The sequence below is a fragment of the Paenibacillus hamazuiensis genome, assembly GCF_023276405.1.
GTDB lineage: Bacteria > Bacillota > Bacilli > Paenibacillales > NBRC-103111 > Paenibacillus_AF > Paenibacillus_AF hamazuiensis.
In genome coordinates this window covers 1,678,355-1,699,707 of record NZ_JALRMO010000001.1, presented here as the reverse complement: position 1 = coordinate 1,699,707, position 21,353 = coordinate 1,678,355, and the positions used below count along the sequence as shown (strand labels likewise).

Below are 21,353 nucleotides of genomic sequence, written 5' to 3'. Positions count from 1 at the left end.
GGTTGGGAATTTTAATACGGAGGTGAACGGTATGCCTTTTCGGCATTTGCGCACGGACCGTCAGTTTGAACAGGCGCTCATTAACCAAAGGACCGTCTGCGTTCGCGGGAAATGGAGCCGGTCTTGCGAGTATATCGGTCGGCTGGAAGGGTTCAACCCTGTGGTAGTGACCGTCGGCGACAACAAGTTTTTCCGTGATGATTGCGACTTCTTATGTCTCAGGTAAGAAGGGCCGCATTCGGGCTTAATCATAGCAAGATTTACCACCCGGTGTCAAAACAAAAACCTTAGCCCGATCAGGGGCTAAGGTTTTTGCAAAAGCCGGTTGTACTTATTGCACCGTTACATCCATCGCTGTTTTTGTGCCGTTCGGCGCGATCACGTTCAGCTTGAAGCTGGATACGCCAGTTCCCTTGTACGTGATTTTGCCTGTATTTGCATCGACGGAAATGTTTTCCGGATTAGTGCCGACAATGTCGGATACATAGAAGTTCAGGTTGAGCAGATTATTGTCGTTGTAACCGCCTTTTTCATCCTTCACGATCAAGTTATCCGTCAGGCCGCCTTCTTCGTTCTTGCTGCCCGGTGCTTTCTCGGCTACGAACTCGTCACCGTATTGGTCGTTCACAGTGATCTTTTCGGCCAATTTCGCATCCCACAGGTACAAACCATTCAGATCGGAGCCTTTGATCGTTTTGGCTGTTTTCTCAAGCTTCATGCTATTAACAACCGGACCTTCTTTTTTCGTCGTTACGTCGATCGCGTTAGTCACCATGTTTTTCTTACCGTCGTAGTAAACAACCGTTATTTTCGCTGCGCCGGCTTTACCGCCAGCTACGAATGTCTTGCTGCCGTCCTTCGCCACCGAAGCGATTTGGGAATCGCTGGAGGATGCGGATACGACGTTTGTCGGTACGGCCACTTCTTCGCCGCTTGCGTTTTTCGCTTTAACTTTCACTTCTTTAGCAAAGCCTTTGAGGTCGGCTACGACTTTCGCCGCGCCGGCTTCACCCGTACCTTGCGAAGCGAAGTCGTCCATAGCGAGCATCGTGTTGCTGTTAAGGTATGCTTCGTAAGTGAGCTTCGTATTTACGCTGTTCGGATCAAGCACTTCCATCGTTGTGGAAACGTTCGTCACTTCCGTGTACTTATCCGAGCCGATCGTAATCGCACCGTTAGCGTCTTTTTTCAGCAATGTCGCTTTGAAGTTGTAGCTTGCCGCTTTCGCCGCATCGCCCGCATAGAACTTGAACGATTTGTCGAACATGGAGTCCGTATTGTCCGTTACATTTTTCGCGAGCGTAAAGTCTTTCGTTGCCGTAGTCCCGACAGCCGTCGGCTGCAGAACGTATTTTCTTGCGGAGTTCGCGTCATTCGAATCGACACGCTGCGTGCTGGACAAAGATACCGCACCGAGGGACGCCGCGTCGCCACTTGTTGCCGTAAGGGCATAACGAACCGCATAGTTCGAGCCGGCATCGTATTTCATTTCAGCTCCATATTGGTCGTATACCTTGATTTTCATTTCGTTGTCGGAGCCTGCGATCATATATTTTTTCGGCGTTGTGGAGAACTTAACGCTATCGGCTCTGCGCTCGTCATTAACGTTCAGCGAAATTTGAGTCGATGCTTGCGGGTTATCCTTCAATTGAACCGTAATTGTCGCAGTTCCTTTCTTATCCGCGCTAGTGATGGCGATCATTCCTTTATGCGCGGCCGATCCGGAAATCTCTTCATGCGCCAAAGTAATTCCGCTGCTTGCGTTGATCGTAAACTTATCGCGGTTGTCGTAAATTTCCTGGCCTGTCAGCACGTTGCCTTGGCTGTCTTTTACGATGATCGGCACGTACAGCTTGTTGTCAATGTCTTCATCACCTGTCGGCACGTCGCCTTTAGCCAGCGTGTAGTTATAAGCGCCTGCTTGGATTGATGCCGGAACCTTGCTTGCCATCACTTTGATTTTTGTGGATACGGATTGGCCGGCGCCGCTCGCGAACAGATTTACATTAACCTCTTGTTCCTTATCGGAAGTCGAACGGAACATCAGGTCCGCTGCGTTGTCACCAATCGCATTGTCCACGAACGATCCTTCCAGATCGCCGTCAGGGATCGATACGATAATGCCGTTATTCAAAGCGTCCTTATCTTCAACGCGCATGCCGTATTGGTCGTATGCTTTTACATCCAGATATGCCGTACCGTTGGCATCGATGGCGTCGATTTTGTTGCCGGAGGAGTTCACGAGATCGCCGACTTCAATTTTGGATACGATCGATTTCTCGCCCACTTTGAACGTTTTGTTCACTTGCGTTCCGCTGTCCGTGTGCAGGACGGAAAGCACAACGGCATCGCCGCGTTCAACCGTCGTCGGCAGTGTCAAGTAGAATGCTTCCTCTCCGCCGATCGGCGTTACCGTCCCCGTGCTCGCGTAGATTTCGAATTCGCTCGCAGGTAGTGTCGATTGAGCGCCGTATTGGTTCATAGCTTTGAAATCGACGCGAATTTTCTGGTTACCGTCTTTAGGCATCGGCAATGTATCGCCAGTTGCCATCAATTCGATTTTCGTAATGCGTTCTTTCGTTGTGGAAACTTGAGCCGTTTTGCCTGCGTCGTCCACATTCGTCAAACCGCCGAGTGTAACGGTCCATGTTGCATCGTCAAACTTGCTGTCGAACGTGAGAGTGGCCGTTGTTTTATCTTCGCTCCATTTAACGGCATAACCGCCGGTGACTGGAGCTCCGTTTTTGGCGATATCCAATTTTACGGCATCCGTGTCGGTTACCGCACCATTCAGCTGCACGGTCATCGTGTTGGCATCGGCAGCTTTCAAAGAAGCGATGGCGTATTTGCCGTTAAATACCGGTTTAAACTGCTGCTTCGCTTCATAGGAAGAAACGACGAGCAGGTCGCGGGTTGCAGCCGTCATGCCGCCAAACGTACCGTCAGTGCCGACCTCCATCAGCTTTTTCTCGATGGCGAGCGCTACATAGCTTTTCGCCCAATCGGAAACGGTGCTGTCTTTCACGCCTTCGGTCGTTTTAGCTTGCGATTCCAGACCAAGGCCGCGGATCAGGAACGTTGCGAGTTGTTCTTTGGTCACTTCTCCGGCCGGATCGTATTTGCCTGGCGCTACGCCGTCGGTGAGGCCGGCATTCACGATCGCTTCGATGTAAGGAAGCGCGTAGCCGTTAGCCGGATCGTCCGCTTTAACGTCCGCGAACGTGGAAGTTTTCAACGTCGTGTCCACTTTCAAGCCGAATATCAAAGCGGCTACTTTCGCGAATTGTGCGCGGTTCATTTTATCTTTCAAGCCAAAAGTGCCTTCTGCCACGCCGTCATAAACGCCGGCGGAAATCATCGCGTCGAACTTTGCCTTTGTCGCTGCGTCCAAATCTTTCAGATCGGCGAAGTCAGCCGAAGATTTTGGCGCAGTTGCTGCCAATGCTGCGGACGAAAACGTCGAGAACGCTACAGCCAAAGACAAAATCGTAGATACGCTCTTTTTCATATATGGAATTACCTCCATTGAGTTAGTTTTGGCAATGCTAAAACGTAAGCTCCGGGGCGACTTTGTTATATCAATCAGTGTGTATCGCTCGCTTGCAGAACTGAGTATACTACGAGCTATCAATCTAGTCATCGCAAACAATTTGCCAGCCGTCCCAACGAATAGGCCGCGGTAAAAAAATAACCCGGGCTTCCTGCGAAGCAGCCGGGTTATTATTAGAAGATAACGCAAAATAGAAAGTCAGTATTGTCTGGCATAGTCAACGCGATTCAGAGACGGCTTCCGCCCCTTTATATAATCCTGCAAGTTCTGCATGAAAATATCGAATGCCCGCTCGTGATAATGAACCGTCGCTCCTGAATTATGCGGCGTCATAATGACATTGTCCATTTCCCACAAAGGGCTCGAGTCCGGCAGCGGCTCCTCTTCAAATACGTCCAGGCCTGCACCTCCGATCTCACCACGCCGCAGTGCTTCGATGAGCGCTTCCGTATCGGTCGTCGCCCCGCGGCCGATATTGATAAAAACGGCGGAACATTTCATTTGCGCAAACTGCTCTCTCCCGAACATATGCCTCGTTTCGTCGGTCGAGGGCACCGTCACCACCACAAAGTCGCTTTCGCCGAGCACCTCGGCGAGGCCGCCGGCCCCATACATCCGGTCGACCCACGCAGACGGCTCTCCCGACCGGCGCAATCCAAGCACCGTCATGCGAAAAGCTTTGGCCAGCCGCGCCACTTCTTCGCCGATCGCCCCGACACCTATAATGCCGATCGTTTTTTCATGGATTTCGCCCAGTGAACCGGGATTTTCCCATTTCTTTTGCAGCTGAAACCGGATGGATGCATGGAGTTTTCTCGTTAAAGAGAGCATCATCGCGAACACCGTTTCGGCAATCGGGTATGCATGCACTCCGCTGGCCGTCGTCAGATCAACTCCGGCCGCCGCCAACCTATCCAGCGGAAACCGGTCCACCCCGGCTCCCCAGTTTTGTACCCAGCGCAGTTTGCTGTCCGGCTGTAAAACTTCATCTGCCGCCGCCGAATCCCAGCCTACGAGCACCTCGGCATCTTTCAAATGCGGTAGCCACAGCTCTTTTTCCTTGCCGAAAACGAGTTCAAAATCAGGGGCTGCTTGTCTTACCTTATTCGCCTGCTCCTCAGTCAATCCGTGTACGCACACGATTTTGCGCATTCGTCTTCTCTCCTTTTCCTCCATCATACTAAACGGGCACCGGCATATTGAAGAAGTGAAAAATAGTTGATTAAGTTACCTCAAGGTAACCGGCCGAGCCGTTTGTTTTTCATTTTGGAAAAACCGGGGAATATGGACGAATGAACAAACATGCCATACACCCGGTACATATACAGTAATGTAATTTCAAAAAAAGTTCTGAGAGGGGAATTGCGAATGACCTGCTTTCACTGTCCTACAAGCCGTGTCGTCGATCCGCCGAGAGTAATTTACAATGACGTATATCATCCGCAAATTGTACAGGTTATCCATCCGATTGAAGTTATCAACCGGCATCACTGCGTCCCTATTCCATGCCACACTTTCACGGTTGCCGTTAGAGATGAATTTTGCCCTACCCCATCTTTGGCGCAAATCAGATCGGTCAAAAAGAAAAAATCCCGCTAAGCAGACAAGATTCGCTGCAAAGAAAGACGAACCTTTGAATGATGAGATCGTCATCTCCCGCAAAGGTTCGTCTTGCTTCATTCCTATATGTTGTATTCCTCGCTTTTCCCCGCCTGAGTCAAGTCCAAGTGCTCCATGATTTTTTCTCTCATCCGGACAAAATCCGCTCCATTGCGGTTCCTCGGCCGCGGAATGGAGGAGCGAACGGTTGTGACGATCCGTCCTGGGCGCGGACTCATCACGTAGATCGTATCCGCGAGATAAATCGCCTCGTCGATATCGTGCGTGATCAGCAGCACCGTTTTACCGGTGCCTTCCCATAGCCGGATCAGCTCGTTTTGCATCGATATTTTCGTAATCGCATCCAGAGCGCCGAACGGCTCGTCGAGCAGAAGCACTTCCGGGTCCATCACCATGGCGCGGGCAATGGAAGCGCGTTGCCGCATGCCGCCGGAAAGCTGATGAGGATAATATGTTTGAAAGCCGCTTAAGCCGACTTTGCCCAACCACTCATCCACTTTTTGTTTGCGTTCTTTTTTCGGCATGCCTGCGAGTTCAAGTCCGAAGCCGACGTTTTGTTCGACCGTTCTCCATGGATACAAAGCATGCTCCTGGAAAATAAGGACGCGGCTGGGATGTGGCTCCGCGACGGATTTGCCGTTTGCCGTTACCGCTCCTTGAGTAGCGGTTTCCAGCCCTGCGATCATCCGCAGCACCGTGCTTTTTCCGCAGCCCGAAGGCCCGACGATCGCTGCGAATTCGCCCTGCTCCAGAACAAAATTCGCTTCTTTCAGCACTTCCAGCGTTCCGAATGTTTTGGATACGTTGTCAACGCGGATGGTTTGCACGTCAGTCATTCCCTCCCGTCTTTACATATCTGTAGCGGAGCAGACGCCGCTTCAGCCATTCGAGGAGGACCAGATCGAGCAAAGCCGCAATCGTGCCGATGACCAGAATGCTCATCAGCACGCCCTCCATATCGGCCACCTCACCGCGCCAGCGGGAGTAGTAACCGAGTCCGATGGAAGCTCCGCCGACCATTTCGGCGGAGATCAGGGAACGCCATGCGTTGCCGAAGGCGACCTGGGCGCCGGTCACAAATGCGGGAAGCGATTCGGGACCGAACACTTTGGTGATCAGCTGCCGCTTGCTCGCTCCGAGAACCCGGGCGAGTTCCAAATGGGTCCGGTTTACGCCTTCGGTCGCGTTCAGAACGGACAGCGCCATCGGAAAAAAGCTGGCGATCACGATAACCGTAATGATCGTAGCATCGCCGAAGCCGAGCAATATTACGAAAAAAGGCACCCACGTAATCGGCGGAATCGATTGCAGAATGGAAATCAGACTGCGCAGGTAAACCGCAAAGGCGTGGGAAACGCCGCCGACCAAGCCGAGAAGGGCTCCGAACAAGCAAGCGAGCGGATACCCCCAGGCGAGCCGAAACAAGCTGCTCTTGATACCTTTGGTAAATTCAACGTTCGTCGTACTTGCAAACAATCGCTTAAAAACATCAGGCACGTCCGGCAGCAGATAAGCGGGCAAAAAAAATGCGGCTATCTGCCATATAGCAAGAAGGCTCCCTACCGCAAACAGGTAGGGAAGCGCCTTCCGCCAAGAGGAGCCTGATTTCGGTTTTGCCCCGGAATTCGGAGCCGAAGATGCTGCGCCCACCGAAATAACCCCTTACGTAGGAATGATTTTGTAAATCAGGCAATGACGTTTATTTTTGCTGCTGCTGCCAGCTTAAGTCGATGATATCTTCCACTTTGACAGGTTTATCCAAGATGCCTTGATCCTTCATGATATTGGCGATTTCCTGCATGCGGTTGATTTGATCCGGCGAGATTTTCCAGTCGAACACCTGGGTTTCGATCGCCTGCTTGATCACGTCGACCGATTTGACTTCCCCGCCGTGGTGCGAAGTCATCGTATCTTTATCCACGAATTTGCTGGTCAAAAGCTCAGCCGATTTAACCGGATCTTTCTGCAGCATCTCGATCGCTTCTTTTTGCGCGTCAAGCAGCTGATTGACCGCTTCGTGGTTGTCCTTCAAATTTTTCTCGGTCGTGATGACCACCATGCAAGGGAACGGCCATACTTTGCCGATCTCGTAAATTTGCTTCGCGCCCATCGTCTTCGTGGCGATGCTGTCATACGGCTCGAAGACAAATGCCGCATCGACGGCTCCTGCAGCCAGCGACTGGATCGCCTGTGCAGGCTCCACATATACCATCTGCACATCCTGCTTGGTCAACTTCGCATTTTTCAGCGTCACGCCGGTCAGCACGATATCCGCCGTGCTGCCTTGACCTTGGGAAGCGAGCTTTTTGCCTTTCAAATCTTCCACTTTGTTGATGCCGCTGCCGTCTTTGACAAGAATGCTGTGGAAGCCCATCTGAGCACCTCCGACAACCTTGAGTCCAGCCCCTTTGGCAGCCCAGGACACCGCATTGGTAAAGCCGAGTACTCCGGCATCAACTTGACCGCCGACCATCGCTTTGATCAAATCCGTGCCGCTGTTGAATTTCTGCATCGTCACGTTAAGCCCGTGCTTATCGTAAAGCTTCGCTTCATAAGCGAGCATCGCCTGTGCGTCGTCCATGACGTTGAGATATCCAACCACAAAATCTTTCTTCGGTTTGGCCGTCGCTCCGCCGGATTGGTCGCCGGCGCCTGCCGCTCCTTGCTTCGGGTTCGATCCGCATGCCGCCATCGTCATCAGCGTAAAAGCCATGAACAAAAGCAGCAGCCCTTTCATTGTTCTCCCATGCATCATCCTACTCACGATTCAAAAGCCCCCTAGTTTAGTAAATATATCCGATGACCATAGTAGGATTATAGTGACACTCTGCAAAATATGTCAAGTTGAAATCGAGTAGGCCCATGAATGAATTCATGGGCCTCTCACAGAACCGGACGTGCGGGTCATCGCATCCGGCTCCTCCGCGCTTATCCCCGCTGGGGATGATGTTCATTATAGATGTCTACGAGAAAAACGAGACCTCTTTCTCTGAACCAATCGTTTGGCATTGCAACACTGGCTGGCTTGGATAGCGAGCTTCTCCATGCGAACATACGCATCTTGGGAAGCTCTCCCCTCCACTTATTCTTTCTTAGTGCCCTGTAGAAGTTCTTCGGCTTTTTCCAGCTCCGCAACTGTACCATCCGGAGCCTTCTCCTTATCCATGCATCGTACTCTCTCATCAGACTTCCTACGTTGCCCCAGCCAAAATAGCTACCCCATCCACGTAAATATGGATTCAACTTCTTTCGGATCAGCTGTTCCACATTCACCGTTTGGTTCCGCCGCGTAATTGCTTTCACGCGTTCTTTAAATTTCTGTTTGGCTTTCGAGGATGGAGTAACCCAAAATCCCGGTTTAAACTCATGACCTAGGAACATAAAGGACTGTTCCAAGTTGTTCACGATCTTGGTTTTCTCCGGGTGTACTTTGAGCCCAAGCTCTTGTTCCAGTAGACGAATAACACCTTGGAGTACCCTCTCTGCCCCCTTTTGGGATTTGCAGCAGATCACAAAATCATCGGCGTACCGTGTTATACGGTGCTTCCGTTCAGTCATGAGCTTATCCAGCGGGTTTAGGTAGATATTCGCCAAAAGCGGACTAATAACCCCACCCTGTGGACTTCCTTGCTCGTTCAGGTGAAAACTTCCGTTCTCCATGACTCCGGACTTTAAGAAGCTTTCTATGAGCTTTAGGACACTACCATCCACCACTTCTTCCTTGACGGCCTTAAGCAACTTGTCATGTGGAATGAGATCGAAATACGATTTCAGGTCGGCGTCGATCACATAAACGTATCCATCCATGAGATCTTTCCGAATGTTCTCCAGCGCCATGTGTGCACTGCGTCCCGGGCGAAACCCAAAACTACACTCCATAAATGTCGCCTCGTAAATCGGTTCGAGGATTCGGCGGGTCGCCGCCTGTACTACGCGATCGCGAATTGCGGGTATCCCGAGCGGCCTTTGACCCCCATTTTCCTTGGAAATGTACATGCGCCTGACCGGCATCGGCTTGTATGCCTTCGCCCGCAGCTCCTGCTGAAGCGTTCTTAAGTTACGCTCCAGTTCACTCTCGAATACCTTTATGGTCACTCCGTCTACTCCCGCTGCTCCCCGGTTGCGCTTGACCTCCCGGAATGCCTCCTCAAGGTTCGGCATCGCCCATATCTTGTCGATGAGGCTGTGCCATCTGCGTTTTCTCGGGACTTCTACTCCCTCACGAAAGCCTACCTCTCCTTTTCCTTCCTTCATGTCTCGTGTTCCTTCCCTTTCAGTTTCCGGACGTATAGCTAATCTTTCAGCCTTTCCGGTTCCCCTTCGGTACTCCGCCCCAGACGGCCTACCCTTTTGTTCAGCCCCGGCTCTTCGCTCTTCTTGGCTCCCCGGCTTCTGTCTGGCACATGACGGCTTCCTAGGTGGTTATGCTTTTCTTCCACGGTTCCGGGCTTCGCACCAAGTCTTTGCCTTTTGGGTCTAAGCTTGCACCGACAACGTTGGTGTCGGTTCACTTGCCATTGCGGCTTTTCCGGCAAGCTTTCTCACTACTATCCCTTCGTATGACTGCTCACCATCCATCATTCTGTCTTAGCCCTATAAGCCTTGAAAAGAGTTTACCGCTATGCGGAAGACGATAAGCCCTCCTTGGGTCACGTCATCGTCTTTCCCCCGAATCCAGTCCTCCTAACTTTCGAAGCCTATGGTGGTATAGGACGTCCCCTTCTCTTGCAGGGTTATCCGGCTTCGCCAGCCAACATGGTTCATGCCGCCTGTTCCGGGTTTTGCCTTCTGATCCTCCGCACCCTCCCTTACGGCCAGAGCACTACCAGTCGGCTATGCGCTTCCGCCACCCCGCGGTGCGCTCGGGACTTTCACCCGTTAGTACGATGCGCTGCCAAGCGCACAAGAGCGCCATTTTTATAAAATGGCGCTCCCCCGTTTAATTTATCTTATCCACTGAACCACCTGTTCGATCGGCTGACGCGTCTTTTCCCGAGGCTCCCTGACGCGGTAGCCGAAAGCTACCATGCAGGATACGCCGAAGCCGTCCTCCATAATGCCTTCTTCTTGCAAAACGCCTTCCACCTTCCGCTGATCGAATCCTTCGATCGGGCACGAATCGATGCCGATCAACGCCGCCGCCGTCATCATATTCCCCAGCGCGATGTACGTTTGCCGCGACGCCCATTCGAACACCGCACGTTCATTATCCATGATGCCGAAATCGGTTTCGAGAAAGACGCGGTACAGATCGGCTTTGCGCTCTGCAACCTCCGAAGGCAGCTGCTGCACATCCTCCATCATATGGGCGATATGAGCGGAATCGGGCAGCATTTCCCGCTTCGTCCGCGTCAGCATAACGACAAAATGGCTTGACGTCGGCAGCTGCTTCTGTGCTCCCCAGGATACGGGGAGCAGCTTTTCGCGTATTTGCGGATTTTCCAGCACGACGAATTTCCACGGTTCAAATCCGAACGAACTTGGGGACAAACGGCCGGTTTCAAGAATGAACTCGAAATCTTCGGCGGATATTTTTCGATTCGGATCAAATTCCTTGCACGCATGTCTGAACCGGTACGCTTCCATAATTTGCTCTTTGCTCACCATACGATCCACTCCTAAATTTTGGTTTTAGTGTTTACGTGCTGATTATATATTGTATAATTAGGATTTAAAAGTACGCACATTTTTGATATGTAGTATTCATTTTTATACTGAGAGGGAGAAGGCCCAATGGAAAGCAATAAACGACGTATCGGTTTGGCAACGATTTCGGAAGGATGTCCGGTAGAATTTACGCTGGATGTCATCGGCGGAAAATGGAAGGGCGTACTGCTCTACCATCTGATTGACGGGGCCAAGCGCTTCAATGAATTACGCCGCATTTGCCCCAGTATTACGCAAAGGATGCTGACGCTCCAGCTCCGGGAGCTGGAGGAGGACGGTCTGATTCATCGCGAAGTGTATCATCAGGTACCGCCGAAGGTGGAATATTCGTTAACTCCGCTCGGACAAACGCTCGTCCCGATCATCCAGCAGATGAAGATTTGGGGAGAGCAGCACCGCGACGCTATCGCATCGAAAACCGGCGACAAGGCGGAGCTGTAAACCGATGGAACGCCTGTTTTCCCGTTATGCCGCGACCATCCGGGCGCTTCCGGCGGACAGCCCGCTTGCCAAAGAGCAGCTGCTGGCCGAACCTTTTCTGATGCACCGCGAACGCGAAATCGAAATGTTTTATACGGCCACAATCCCCCTCTGCTGTCGACCCCTTTCTGCTCGAAGCGGCGCGCCGCAGGCTGCCCGCCCAGCTTCCGCTATCGGACCGGCTTCTCCTCATTCCGCTGGGCAAAACGGTGGAAGCGGTTCTACGCCTCCTCTCGGCGGACGGCTTGCTGAAAAGCCGCCACATTATGTGGGGATTCCCGCATCCGTCCGGCGCGAACGGCCACCGGCACCGGCAATTTGCCGCAGAGGCGGGGCAGATGCGGCAGGCAGCAGCCGAGTGGGCAAAGAGGCTGAGCTAGCCTGCGAACGATGCTGGCCTCTATTGTTCACATTGGCCGAAACCGACCGCTGCATCATGTAAAAAAACTAACGGACACGTCGAGAAAATCAGGTGTTGACAGCAGCAGGAAGCTGATGTAATCTTTAATTGACTGAACGAGTCAATCTAAAATGCTGATTCATTCATTAATGTCTTCGGCAAGAGTGCGATATTTTTTTGTTAACAGTTCGACTGAATGAGTCAATCTAAAAATACGGAGAGGAAGTTGATTACATGAACACCACTTTAAAAACCGGAAAAGCAATTGTTATCGGAGGTAGCATGGCCGGGCTGATGACGGCAAGGATTCTTTCGGATTATTACGAAGAAGTTTTGATCGTCGAGAAGGACGAATTTCCCGCAGAGCCGGACCTCCGCCCCGGAACGCCGCAGGCGTTTCATCCCCATCGTTTCACGGCACGCGGCAAATCGATTACCGACCGGCTTTTCCCCGGTTATGAGGATGATCTGGTCGCCCTCGGTTCCCCGCCATCGCTCAATAAAACCGTCTTTTTCCTGAATCAGTACGGGAGCCTGGAGATGAAATACCAGCGGAACGATATCAAGTTCAGCAGATCCGTACTGGAATGGGTTATCCGCAACCGCGTGAGGAGCATCCCCAACGTCCGTTTTCTGCTCAAATATGATGTGATCCGTTTGCTGACAACGACCGATCGATCGGCCGTTATAGGCGTAGAGGCCAGAGATCGCGATCAAGCCGGGCAAACGAAAACGTTCACCGCCGATTTGGTGGTGGATACGAGCGGAAGGTCCTCGAAGCTCGCTTCATGGCTCGATGAAACGGGATACGAAGTGCCGGCGCCGGATCTGCTGAAGGTTTCTCTCGGCTACAGCACCCGCCGGTACAAGGTCCCCCCGCATTTGACCCATATCATCGAGAAATGGGATGTAATTAATCTGATGGGCCAGCCTGACAAAGGAACTTTCAGCGGCGTGTTTTCCTTCATTGAAAATCAAACCGCCGAAGTGCTTCTCTATCGGCCGGGCGGCAATTACCCGCCGACGGAAGCGGAAGAGTTCGAACGTGCGGTCGCCCAGCTCCCTAGTCCGATCATAGCGGAAATCGTGCGCGAATTTGAACCCGTCGGAGCGCCGCGAGGTTTCCGCGTTCCGGAATTATACTGCCACAGGTACGAACAAATGAAACGATGGCCGGCAGGGCTGCTGGTTTTGGGAGATGCGTACTGCATCTACGACCCGATATTCGGCCAAGGAATGACCGTCGCCGCGATCAGCGTGGAAACGCTGGAAGCCTGTTTGCGCGAAGAGCGGAACAATCCCCGGTCCGGCTGGGAGAAGCGAACTCTCGGCAAAATCAAAGAAGCGATCGAACCCGCTTTTTGGCTGAACTGCACCGCCGATTTGCGATGGGAGGGCGTCGAATACGCCGGCTCGGATGAACGCAGGGGAAATGTTTTCGCCGAGGAATACATGGAACTGTACCTCAAACACGCGGTGACCAAGCCGGACTGGCAGCTCTACGGGCTTTATTGGGCGGTGAACACGTTATCCGTGTCGCCGGGTAAAATTTTTAACCCGCAAATGGCGTTGGAAGTGTTGTCCGCATCGGAGGAAGGCCGGCAGCTGCTTGAGAGCATCCCGCAGCAGGACGGGAAGCCGATCGAAGCGATGCTTTCGGAAATGCTTCCGAAGTTTGCCGAAGGACCGTTTGAGCTCGCGGAAAGATAAGCATTTGCCAGAAAAAAATGGTATACTCATAAACAAATCTCAATCTGCCAGGCAAAGGAGCAAAAGAACTTGGCACCTTTAAACGAGGAACAGCTGCATCAAATCCGCGATGAGCGAAGAGAACAAATTATGGCGGCAGCGATTCAAGTTTTTGCGCAAAAGGGCATCACCGGCGCGAAGATGAGCATGATCGCGGAGGTCGCCGGTATCAGCAACGGACTGCTTTACCATTACTTCAAATCGAAAGACGAACTGTTTACGACGCTTGTTCAAGAAGCGATGGCCGGGGCGGAAGACGCTATCAAGAGCCTTGCTCGGCTGCCCGGAACGCCGCTTGAAAAAATGAGAACGTTAACGGCCGATATCTTAAGTGAAGAAGGTTCTCCCTACTTCCTTCTTATCCACCAGGCCCGGACTTCCGAAGGTGTCCCGGAGAAGGCCAAACAGCTTCTGGAGCAAAATTCCATGGAAAGCTATATCGAGCGGTTGCGGCCCATCTTTGAAGAAGGCCAGCGCGTGGGAGAAATTGCGGCAGGCGACCCGGCGGAGCTTATTGCCGGGTATCTGTCCGTACTCTCCGGCCTTATGGTGATCCATGCGCTTGGAACGGATGACTACCGGATTCCTCAAATAGACACGCTGCTGAGATTGATAGCCAAATTTTAGCGGATAAGAAAAACCGGATCCCCGCCTTTCGGTACGGGAAATCCGGTTGCTTCGTTTTTCGGGATTATCTTCCGCTTTAAACCTGACCGGACCCGGTTAAAATCCACCGGTCCACCGCATAAGCGATGCCGCCCTCGTGCAGCGGCTTGGTCACGAACCTTGCCTTGCTCTTCAGCAGGTCGGTCGCGTTGCCCATCGCAATGCCGGCTCCGACCGATTCGATCATTTCGTGATCGTTCGTGCTGTCGCCGAATGCCGCGACCTCATCGGGCGAAAGTCCGAGGCGGTTCATCAACCGATGCAGGCCGACGGCTTTATTCAGCCCTTCCGGATTGATGTCGACCGCCCACGGACGCCACCGGTGAAGATAGTAACGTTCCCCTTCCTCTATGTACTCCCGCTGCTCCTCTTCGCGGATAAAGGCGATGCATTGATATACGTCCTGATCGGCCCAGTCCGCCCCGAGCGGCAGCGGCTCCATAAAGCCGATTTCCTGCTGTGCGCGGCGAAACAGCGGATCGTCCGTACGTGTAATCCACATTTGCTCCGCTCCGTAAAGCAGCAGCGTGTGGTTCAGCTTTTCCGCCTTTTGCAGCCACATCCTCACCTTATCCTTCTGCAAAGAGGTGCCGAATACCGTTTTGCCGCGATAGCCGATATGGCTGCCATTGCATGTGACAGCCCAGTCGATGCCGAGCTCTTCGCGCAAGGACGCCATCTCGAATTCGCTGCGCCCCGTGCACAAGGAAAGCGCGACGCCGCTTTGCCTCAGCCGCCGCAGCGCCTCGCGGGTCGACTCCGGCAAGTAGTCGTTGTCGCGCAGCGTGCCGTCGACGTCAAAAGCGACCAGTTTGATCATATTGTCCCCACTCCGTTCTATCGTCCGCTTTTCTATGATAAGCCGACGTTATATAATTATCCGTATGCAGCGATAAACGCGGCACAAGCGCTGGTTATAAAGGAGATGCAAAATGGCTTACAACCGCCGACTCGAAACCGATCAAGACTTCCAGGAAGCGATGGACCGGCAAGTTCCGATCCGCGTCTTTCAAAACGACCATGTCATCGACGCCGGCGGCATCGTCATCCGCTTCGACGACAGGACGGTTATCATCCAATCCGGCGTCGGCGATGTCGCCTACCATTCGAGAGCGGCCTGCGAATTTTTCGGCATGAAAAAAAGATAACGCCTTATTGGATGAAATACGTGACCGCCGCATAGACACAAGCGGCGTTCACGATCAAAAGCGCAGGAAACCCGACATAAAAGGTCGGGTGTTTTGTTTTATGGCGCCACACCCGCATGCCGAGCCATCCGCCGGCAGCACCGCCGAGCGCAGCCAGCAGAAACAGCCTTTTTTCCGGAACTCTGCGCCGGTTATGAACAGCCTGTCTCTTATCATACCTCATCTCGAGAAAACAGACGATATTGATCGCAAGCAAATAAAGCAAAAACAGCCTCAACCTCCAGCCCCCCTTTCCTGCGGAATCATCCGCAGTCCCCCTCTGACCCGCAGCGAGACGAGCGGCTCCGGCTCCGTCGTCACCCCCGGTTCCGACACGAAGCGAAACCGCCGGCCGAGCCCGGCCAATATCAGCGTCGCCTCCATCATCGCAAACTGCGAGCCGATGCAGCCCCGCGAGCCCCAGCCGAACGGAAAATACGCGAAGCGCGGCCAGCCGCCGCTTTCCTCGGCGAAGCGGTCCGGGCGGAAGGCGCCGGCATCGCCGAATACCCGGTCGTTGCGGTGCATCGCATACGGGCTGATCAAAAACGAGCTGCCCGCGGGAAATGTTTCGCCGAGCAGATCCACCTCCGCCACCGCCTCGCGCAAAATGATCCACGCGGGCGGATACAGCCGCAGCGTCTCCTGCACGACCCGCTGTGTGTACGCGAGCTTGCGGAACAGCTCGAAGGGCGGCACCGTCGCGCCGGGAAGCTCTTCTTCGGCGTAAACCGCATCCAGCTCCCGGTAAAAGAGCTCCGCCGCCTGCGGGTTTCGCGCCAGCAAATGCCACGCCCAGACAAGTGCGTTTGCGGTGGTTTCGTGCCCGGCCAGCAGCATCGTCATCATTTGGTCGCGAATTTCCTTATCCGGCAAAGGCGTTCCTTCCTCGTCCTTCGTATCCAGCAGCAGGCCGAGCAGGCAATCTTTATACCGCCCCGGATTTGCCTTCGCGTCCTCAATCGCCTCGTACACCATCGACTCAAGCTTTTGGATGGCGCGCTTATGCGATTGATGGCGCGGCGTCGGGACGGCAAACGGCAGCGAAAAAGGCGAAAACAACGTTTGCGCCGTCCGGCGGATCGTTACATCCACCGCCTCGGCCAGCTCCGCCTTCCGCTCCTCCAGCTCCGTAGCGAACATGCTGCGGGCAATAATCCCGAGGGTCAGCCTCATCATCGCGTCGTGCATCGCCACCGGCAGTCCGTCCGTCCACTCATCCGCAATCCGTGCGGTTTCCTCCTCCACGATGCGCGCGTACATCTGGATGCGCTCTTTGTAGAAGGCCGGCGTCATATATTTCTTTTGCCGGTGATGCTGAGCCCGCTCCGTCGTCAGCAGCCCGTCCCCGATCGTTCTCCGCAGGACGTCCGAGCTCCGCCCTTTGCGGAAAAATTCGTCTTTGCCGGCCAAAATCTCCTGAACGAATTCCGGCGAGTTGACGATAAACGTGGGACGCCGCTTGCTTGTCCTCAGCGAGACCAGATCCCCGTCGTGCAGCACTTCGACCAAAAAACCTAGCGGATCGCGCTGAAAGGCGAAAAAGTTGCGGATTCTGGACGTTTTGATGCCCGTCACCCTGGTCACGCAATCGCCACCTTCCGCTATAACATACTTTCGTCTATTGTAATCCGACCGCCCCTTCAATTACAAACTTTATATAGCCGCCATTTTTCTCATAAGGTAAAATATAGCTGAAGAACGGTTGCAAAAATAGCCGGGACGTCCGTGCTGTCAGAACAGCGTACGTTGAGCCGGTTAATGGGCAAACTGATTAATGGAACATTGTATTTCTCGATGGCAAGAGAACAGGCGGGCGCAGCCCCACTATTCCGGACCGGATACGGAGGCAGATACAAGACGATGGAATTCAAAACGGTCGGCGAATGGGACGAAACTTTGTGGAATGAGGCGGAGACGGTATATGCCGAGGCGTTCCCGGAGCACGGCAGAAAGCCGCGCAAAATTATACGCAGCATGTTCGAAAAAAAGATGGTTTTCCTGCATGTCGCCAAAGAGCGGTCCGATGTGATCGCCATGGCGCTGACAGGCAAGCTCCCGGAGCTGAATGCGCTGCTGATCGATTATTTGGCAGTCCGCGAGAGCGTGAGACAGCGCGGCGTCGGTCAGCAATTTTTCGGCCGCATCCGGGAATGGGCCGCCGCCGAGCAAAGACTGAGCGGCATTGTCATCGAAATCGAGTCGGAGAATTCGGAGACGAACCGCGACCGGTTTCGCTTTTGGACCCGCTGCGGTTTTGCTGCAACCGACTACATCCACCGTTACATTTGGGTGCCGGAAACGTATTTGGCGATGTATTTGCCGCTGACGCCAGGCGCACGTTTGCCTCATGACGGAGAAGCGTTGTTCAAAAGCATTACGGCGTTCCACCAAAAGGCTTACCGAGGACGGTAAGCTTTTGCCTTCGGAGGCCCTTTAACTGCGGCTCATCTCGCCTTCTCACGGCGGGATACGCGCAGCTCGAGCGGATCATCCTCTTCCTTAACCTCGCGGCTGATCGAGCCTTCCTGCCACATTTGATACAAATACAGCAGCACTGAAACCCCGACCATGATGATAAAAAGCTGCCAATGCGCAATGAAATTCAAGCAGGAAAATTATACAAATGCGGCGGAAACCGCTTATCGATAAAAAGAAAGCCAGCACATTCCGGCGCACACGACCGCGGATACGGCTATGAGCCGGCCGTCCGCTCCCGACATTTTCAAGCGGAACGCCCACGTTACGGAGCCGCTCCCCCGCATAACCCCCCGCGCCTCCATCGCCATAGCCAGCTCGTCGCCGAGTCGCAGAAGCGACATCACAAAAGGAACCGCAGCCGCGGATAATTGCGAAAAAGGCACCGATCCCGCCTTGGCCGCTTTTTTGCTGCGGGAGACGGCGATTTTGGCGAAGCGGTTCCACCGGCTTTGCAGCATCGGAATGAAACGGACGATAAGCGCTGCCGTCAAAGCAAACGTATCGACTGGAAAACGGAGCCGCGTGAACGGCTTCAAGCTTTGCTCCAGCGCGCGCTTTAAGCGAAGCGGACTGCTGCTTCTGAGCAGCACGAGTCCGATCAGCATCACCATCGCGATGCGGCCGAGCTCGTAAAAGGTAACCGCAGCGGCAGCGGGAGCGAAGCCGAACCGGCTGTTTCCGGCCGTCGGCAGCCACCAGGCAGGGCCAGCAAAGCTAGCGGTCCCGCTTCCGACTGTGCTTGCATCCGCCGCGGATTCGTAAGCGAAACCCGATACGGCAACGGCAACGGCTATCATGAAGACGAAACCTTTAAGCGGTTGAAGCCATATTCGGCGAGGCACGCGGGCCGCGGCAATCAGCAGTGCCGTCAGCAGGCCGGCCGTACACCAGCCTGTCCAGCTCCGCTGGAGCAAGATACCGAAAGAGATGAGTACATAAGCTAGCCATAAGGCGCGCGGATCGTGATCGTCAAGCCAGCTCCCACGCGCTAAAGCGGGCCGCTCCGCCGCTGCCGCAACTTCGTCTGCTTGCGGCGGGCCTGAAACGGCCGCTAGCAGATCAGCTTCGTCCCGTGGGGCTGCTCCCGCCGCATCACCAAGCAGGCTGCTCCCGACAAGACGCTCCGCTACTTCCGGCCGTCCGCCTTCGCCATCTCCCCGCCCGTTTCGGCCTGCCAACAGTGCCGCCGCTGTCACCCGCGGGTCTGCCCACCCTTGCGGCAGCGGAAACCCTCGTCTGCGCAATGTCTCCGCCGCGAGCAGGCTTTCCGGCAAGTCAAGCCCGGCCGAGCGAACGAGCTCTGCTTGAAGCGGAAGCTCTGCCGCCGGACCTTCCCACGCGATAATCCGCTCATGCAGGATGGCAATGCGATCGGCGGCGCGAATAAGCGCGTCCGGATCATGGGTGGCAACGATAACGCCTTTGCCGGCCTGCTTCCATTTGTCGATCATGCCGCACAGAAACCGTACCCCCTCGGAATCGAGCCCCGCCGTCGGCTCGTCCAGTACGATCCAATCGGGATCGGCAGCCTGAAGCAGCGCCATAGCAAGCCTCCGCTGCTGTCCGCCGCTCAGCCCGAATGGGTCAAGATCGAGCCACGACGCATCCGCCCCGGCGGCAAGCAGCGCGTTAATCGCTTTCGTCTCAACGTCCGGGCAACGGAACGGCTTCAGCGTAAAAGCGAACTCCTCCCGGACGCTGCGGGCAAACAGCTGCTCTTCGGGATATTGGAAAGATATGCCGATTTGCAGCAGCACTTGCCGGGAAGGCCTCATACCGGACCAAAGCGGCAGCTCCCCCATCATAACCTGACCGTCGGTCGGGGGCCGAAGACCCGAAATCGTCTCGAGCAGCGTCGATTTTCCGGAGCCGTTTCTGCCGATCAGCATCGTAACCGTACCCGACGCGAATCGGTGATTCACTTTTTCCAACACCGCGCATGTTCCGTATCGTACGCTCACCGTGGAAACGGTCAGATCATTCGCCATCGCACGTCACCGCCTCGGCAAGCTGCTCGGTTGTCAGCGGAAGCAGCCGCAGTCTCGCACCTAACCGCAGCAGCTCGCGAGCGACCTGCACCGCATAGGGCGGCTCGAAGCCAAGCCGGAGGCAGCATGCTTCATCCATACCCTCGGCCTCCGATCCGGTCCCGTAATAAAAGCTCTCCGCCAAGCCGTCGAATACGACCCGCCCTTCCTGGAGCGCCACTACCCGGTCGCCCGGGGCGATCTCGCCCGAATGCTGCGTCGACCAGACGACCGTTTTCCCGCTCCGATGCTGATGCCGCGCAGCTTCCAGCACCTGCCTGCGCGAGACGGGATCCAGCATCGACGTCGCTTCGTCGAACAGCAGCAGCGGGGCGTCGGCCGCGAGGCAGCCGGCGATGGCCGCGAGCTGCTTCTGCCCGCCGGACAATTCGGCCATCCGGCCGTGCATTTGCGGGCCGAGTCCGACCCGGCGGAGCGTATCCTCCGCATGCGAAGCGATTCGCTCAGGACGCTCCCCGAGCTGTTCCAGTGCGAAAACAACATCCTCCCACGGAGTATCGCCGACCCACTGCACATCCGGATTTTGCATTACGATAGGAATTGGCCCGTCCCCGCAAAAACCTCGGTCCATACTGCCCTCCTGAACGGGAAGCAGGCCGGCCAGCACCCGGATGAGCGTCGATTTACCGCTCCCGTTGCGGCCTACCAAGCTGATCCATTCGCCGCTTCGGATACGGAGATTTACATCTTCCAACGCACTGATGTTCCGAGTCCCTTTCATCACGCGAACGGTAACCCCCGAAAGAACCAGCTCTCGCTGCACATTCATTCCCCTCTTCCGCCTTGCTACTGTTTATCCGGAACAAACTTAAAAAATGATCTTTTCGATCCATACCCGTTGTGCTATAATCCGATTGTCAACCAAAAACCACCATAACCAGGTTAACAAATGATTGGAGATGAAGCAATAGTGTCGATTGCAAAAAATATTCGCGGTCTCGTTTTTAGCGCTTTATTCGCGGCTTTATTCATCGTTCTTAGCTTTGTGAAAATTACGCTCGGCTTCAGTGCTGTCCCGATTACGCTGCAGGGGCTCGGCTTGATGCTGGCCGGAGGTTTCCTCGGTGCGAGGTACGGATTTTACAGCATTTTTACCGTCGTGCTGCTGACATTTCTCGGACTGCCTCTGCTTCATGGCCAAGGCGGCTTTATGCTCGTGTTCGGGCCGACCGGAGGCTTCATTTGGATGTTCCCGTTTGCGGCACTGTTCATCGGTTACTTCTCGAATAAGGTCCGAAGCACAAACAAAACCGTCTCCTTTATCCTGCTGTTTATAATCATGGAAATCGGCGGCCTGCTCGTCTACATAACCGGGGTTCCATGGCTCGCCCATGTGCAGCACATATCGTTTTCCAAAGCGATGGCATCGGGCTGTATTCCGTTTTTGCTTCCCGATGTGCTTAAGGCGCTTGTCGCAGCAGGTATCGTCAGCGCTTTGCGCAGTTCCTTCAGCTTAAAGCCTTCCATCGCTTCCAAGGACGCCCTGCAAAGCTAAAACGCGGCAC

The 21,353-nt window shown here is 54.3% G+C and carries 20 protein-coding genes; 7 read left to right on the top strand and 13 right to left on the bottom strand.

The features are described 5' to 3' along the window. Positions 1–331 precede the first annotated feature (331 nt). The 7 genes from MYS68_RS07235 to MYS68_RS07205 all read right to left on the bottom strand — a co-directional run bounded on the left by MYS68_RS07235 (position 332) and on the right by MYS68_RS07205 (position 10,777). Complete coding sequence (locus tag MYS68_RS07235; RefSeq protein ID WP_248925185.1) at positions 332–3,508, bottom strand: S-layer homology domain-containing protein; 3,177 nt, start codon at positions 3,506–3,508, stop codon at positions 332–334. Between the two features lie 240 nt (positions 3,509–3,748). After that, positions 3,749–4,702 carry a D-2-hydroxyacid dehydrogenase gene (locus MYS68_RS07230; protein WP_248925184.1) on the bottom strand — a complete coding sequence of 318 codons (954 nt, stop codon included), beginning with the start codon at positions 4,700–4,702 and terminating at the stop codon, positions 3,749–3,751. A gap of 530 nt (positions 4,703–5,232) precedes the next feature. After that, the gene (locus MYS68_RS07225) at positions 5,233–6,006 is read right to left on the bottom strand and encodes an ABC transporter ATP-binding protein (protein ID WP_248925183.1); all 774 of its coding nucleotides are present in this window, start codon (positions 6,004–6,006) and stop codon (positions 5,233–5,235) included. After that, entirely contained in the window at positions 5,999–6,820 is an 822-nt protein-coding gene (locus tag MYS68_RS07220) for an ABC transporter permease (RefSeq protein ID WP_248925182.1), read from the bottom strand. Before MYS68_RS07220 ends, MYS68_RS07225 begins: the two co-directional genes overlap by 8 nt. Positions 6,821–6,869: 49 nt before the next feature. Next, positions 6,870–7,925, bottom strand: coding sequence for an ABC transporter substrate-binding protein (locus MYS68_RS07215; protein WP_248930838.1), 1,056 nt, complete (start codon positions 7,923–7,925; stop codon positions 6,870–6,872). Positions 7,926–8,098: 173 nt separating this feature from the next. After that, positions 8,099–9,424: a group II intron reverse transcriptase/maturase gene (gene ltrA / locus MYS68_RS07210; RefSeq protein ID WP_248924450.1), complete on the bottom strand. Its 1,326-nt coding sequence runs from the start codon at positions 9,422–9,424 to the stop codon at positions 8,099–8,101. Between the two features lie 690 nt (positions 9,425–10,114). Next, positions 10,115–10,777: an NAD(P)H-dependent oxidoreductase gene (locus tag MYS68_RS07205; RefSeq protein WP_248925181.1), complete on the bottom strand. Its 663-nt coding sequence runs from the start codon at positions 10,775–10,777 to the stop codon at positions 10,115–10,117. A 126-nt stretch (positions 10,778–10,903) separates the two neighbouring features. Here MYS68_RS07205 and MYS68_RS07200 point away from each other — a divergent pair, with 126 nt between their 5' ends. The 4 genes from MYS68_RS07200 (at position 10,904) to MYS68_RS07185 (ending at position 14,093) form a co-directional block, all read left to right on the top strand. After that, entirely contained in the window at positions 10,904–11,278 is a 375-nt protein-coding gene (locus MYS68_RS07200; protein WP_248925180.1) for a winged helix-turn-helix transcriptional regulator, read from the top strand. A gap of 4 nt (positions 11,279–11,282) precedes the next feature. Further along, on the top strand, positions 11,283–11,759 hold the full coding sequence (locus MYS68_RS07195; RefSeq protein WP_248925179.1) for a hypothetical protein: 477 nt from the start codon (positions 11,283–11,285) through the stop codon (positions 11,757–11,759). A 192-nt stretch (positions 11,760–11,951) separates the two neighbouring features. Beyond that, positions 11,952–13,427, top strand: coding sequence for an FAD-dependent oxidoreductase (locus MYS68_RS07190; RefSeq protein WP_248925178.1), 1,476 nt, complete (start codon positions 11,952–11,954; stop codon positions 13,425–13,427). A 69-nt stretch (positions 13,428–13,496) separates the two neighbouring features. After that, entirely contained in the window at positions 13,497–14,093 is a 597-nt protein-coding gene (locus MYS68_RS07185) for a TetR/AcrR family transcriptional regulator (protein WP_248925177.1), read from the top strand. Between the two features lie 76 nt (positions 14,094–14,169). Here the strand turns inward: MYS68_RS07185 and MYS68_RS07180 are convergent, their stop codons facing one another. After that, the gene (locus MYS68_RS07180) at positions 14,170–14,952 is read right to left on the bottom strand and encodes a Cof-type HAD-IIB family hydrolase (protein WP_248925176.1); all 783 of its coding nucleotides are present in this window, start codon (positions 14,950–14,952) and stop codon (positions 14,170–14,172) included. 112 nt (positions 14,953–15,064) lie between these two features. Here MYS68_RS07180 and MYS68_RS07175 point away from each other — a divergent pair, with 112 nt between their 5' ends. Then, positions 15,065–15,280: a hypothetical protein gene (locus tag MYS68_RS07175; protein WP_248925175.1), complete on the top strand. Its 216-nt coding sequence runs from the start codon at positions 15,065–15,067 to the stop codon at positions 15,278–15,280. Between the two features lie 4 nt (positions 15,281–15,284). Here MYS68_RS07175 and MYS68_RS07170 read toward each other — a convergent pair whose 3' ends face one another. Together MYS68_RS07170 and MYS68_RS07165 are read right to left on the bottom strand one after the other, a co-directional pair. Beyond that, positions 15,285–15,557, bottom strand: coding sequence for a DUF1294 domain-containing protein (locus MYS68_RS07170; protein ID WP_248925174.1), 273 nt, complete (start codon positions 15,555–15,557; stop codon positions 15,285–15,287). After that, positions 15,554–16,906: a cytochrome P450 gene (locus tag MYS68_RS07165; protein ID WP_248925173.1), complete on the bottom strand. Its 1,353-nt coding sequence runs from the start codon at positions 16,904–16,906 to the stop codon at positions 15,554–15,556. The genes MYS68_RS07170 and MYS68_RS07165 overlap by 4 nt, the downstream gene beginning before the upstream one ends. A 276-nt stretch (positions 16,907–17,182) precedes the next feature. Between MYS68_RS07165 and MYS68_RS07160 the strand changes: the two genes are divergently transcribed. Beyond that, positions 17,183–17,734 (top strand): GNAT family N-acetyltransferase, encoded by a 552-nt coding sequence (locus MYS68_RS07160; protein ID WP_248925172.1) that lies wholly within the window; start codon positions 17,183–17,185, stop codon positions 17,732–17,734. A 32-nt stretch (positions 17,735–17,766) separates the two neighbouring features. Here the strand turns inward: MYS68_RS07160 and MYS68_RS38485 are convergent, their stop codons facing one another. The 3 genes from MYS68_RS38485 to MYS68_RS07150 form a co-directional block, all read right to left on the bottom strand. Beyond that, positions 17,767–17,892 carry a hypothetical protein gene (locus MYS68_RS38485; RefSeq protein WP_275983445.1) on the bottom strand — a complete coding sequence of 42 codons (126 nt, stop codon included), beginning with the start codon at positions 17,890–17,892 and terminating at the stop codon, positions 17,767–17,769. A 69-nt stretch (positions 17,893–17,961) separates the two neighbouring features. After that, positions 17,962–19,788: an ATP-binding cassette domain-containing protein gene (locus MYS68_RS07155; protein ID WP_248925171.1), complete on the bottom strand. Its 1,827-nt coding sequence runs from the start codon at positions 19,786–19,788 to the stop codon at positions 17,962–17,964. Next, the gene (locus MYS68_RS07150) at positions 19,778–20,617 is read right to left on the bottom strand and encodes an energy-coupling factor ABC transporter ATP-binding protein (protein WP_248925170.1); all 840 of its coding nucleotides are present in this window, start codon (positions 20,615–20,617) and stop codon (positions 19,778–19,780) included. The genes MYS68_RS07155 and MYS68_RS07150 overlap by 11 nt, the downstream gene beginning before the upstream one ends. A gap of 141 nt (positions 20,618–20,758) precedes the next feature. Here MYS68_RS07150 and MYS68_RS07145 point away from each other — a divergent pair, with 141 nt between their 5' ends. Beyond that, positions 20,759–21,343 carry a biotin transporter BioY gene (locus MYS68_RS07145; protein ID WP_248925169.1) on the top strand — a complete coding sequence of 195 codons (585 nt, stop codon included), beginning with the start codon at positions 20,759–20,761 and terminating at the stop codon, positions 21,341–21,343. Positions 21,344–21,353: the final 10 nt, after the last annotated feature.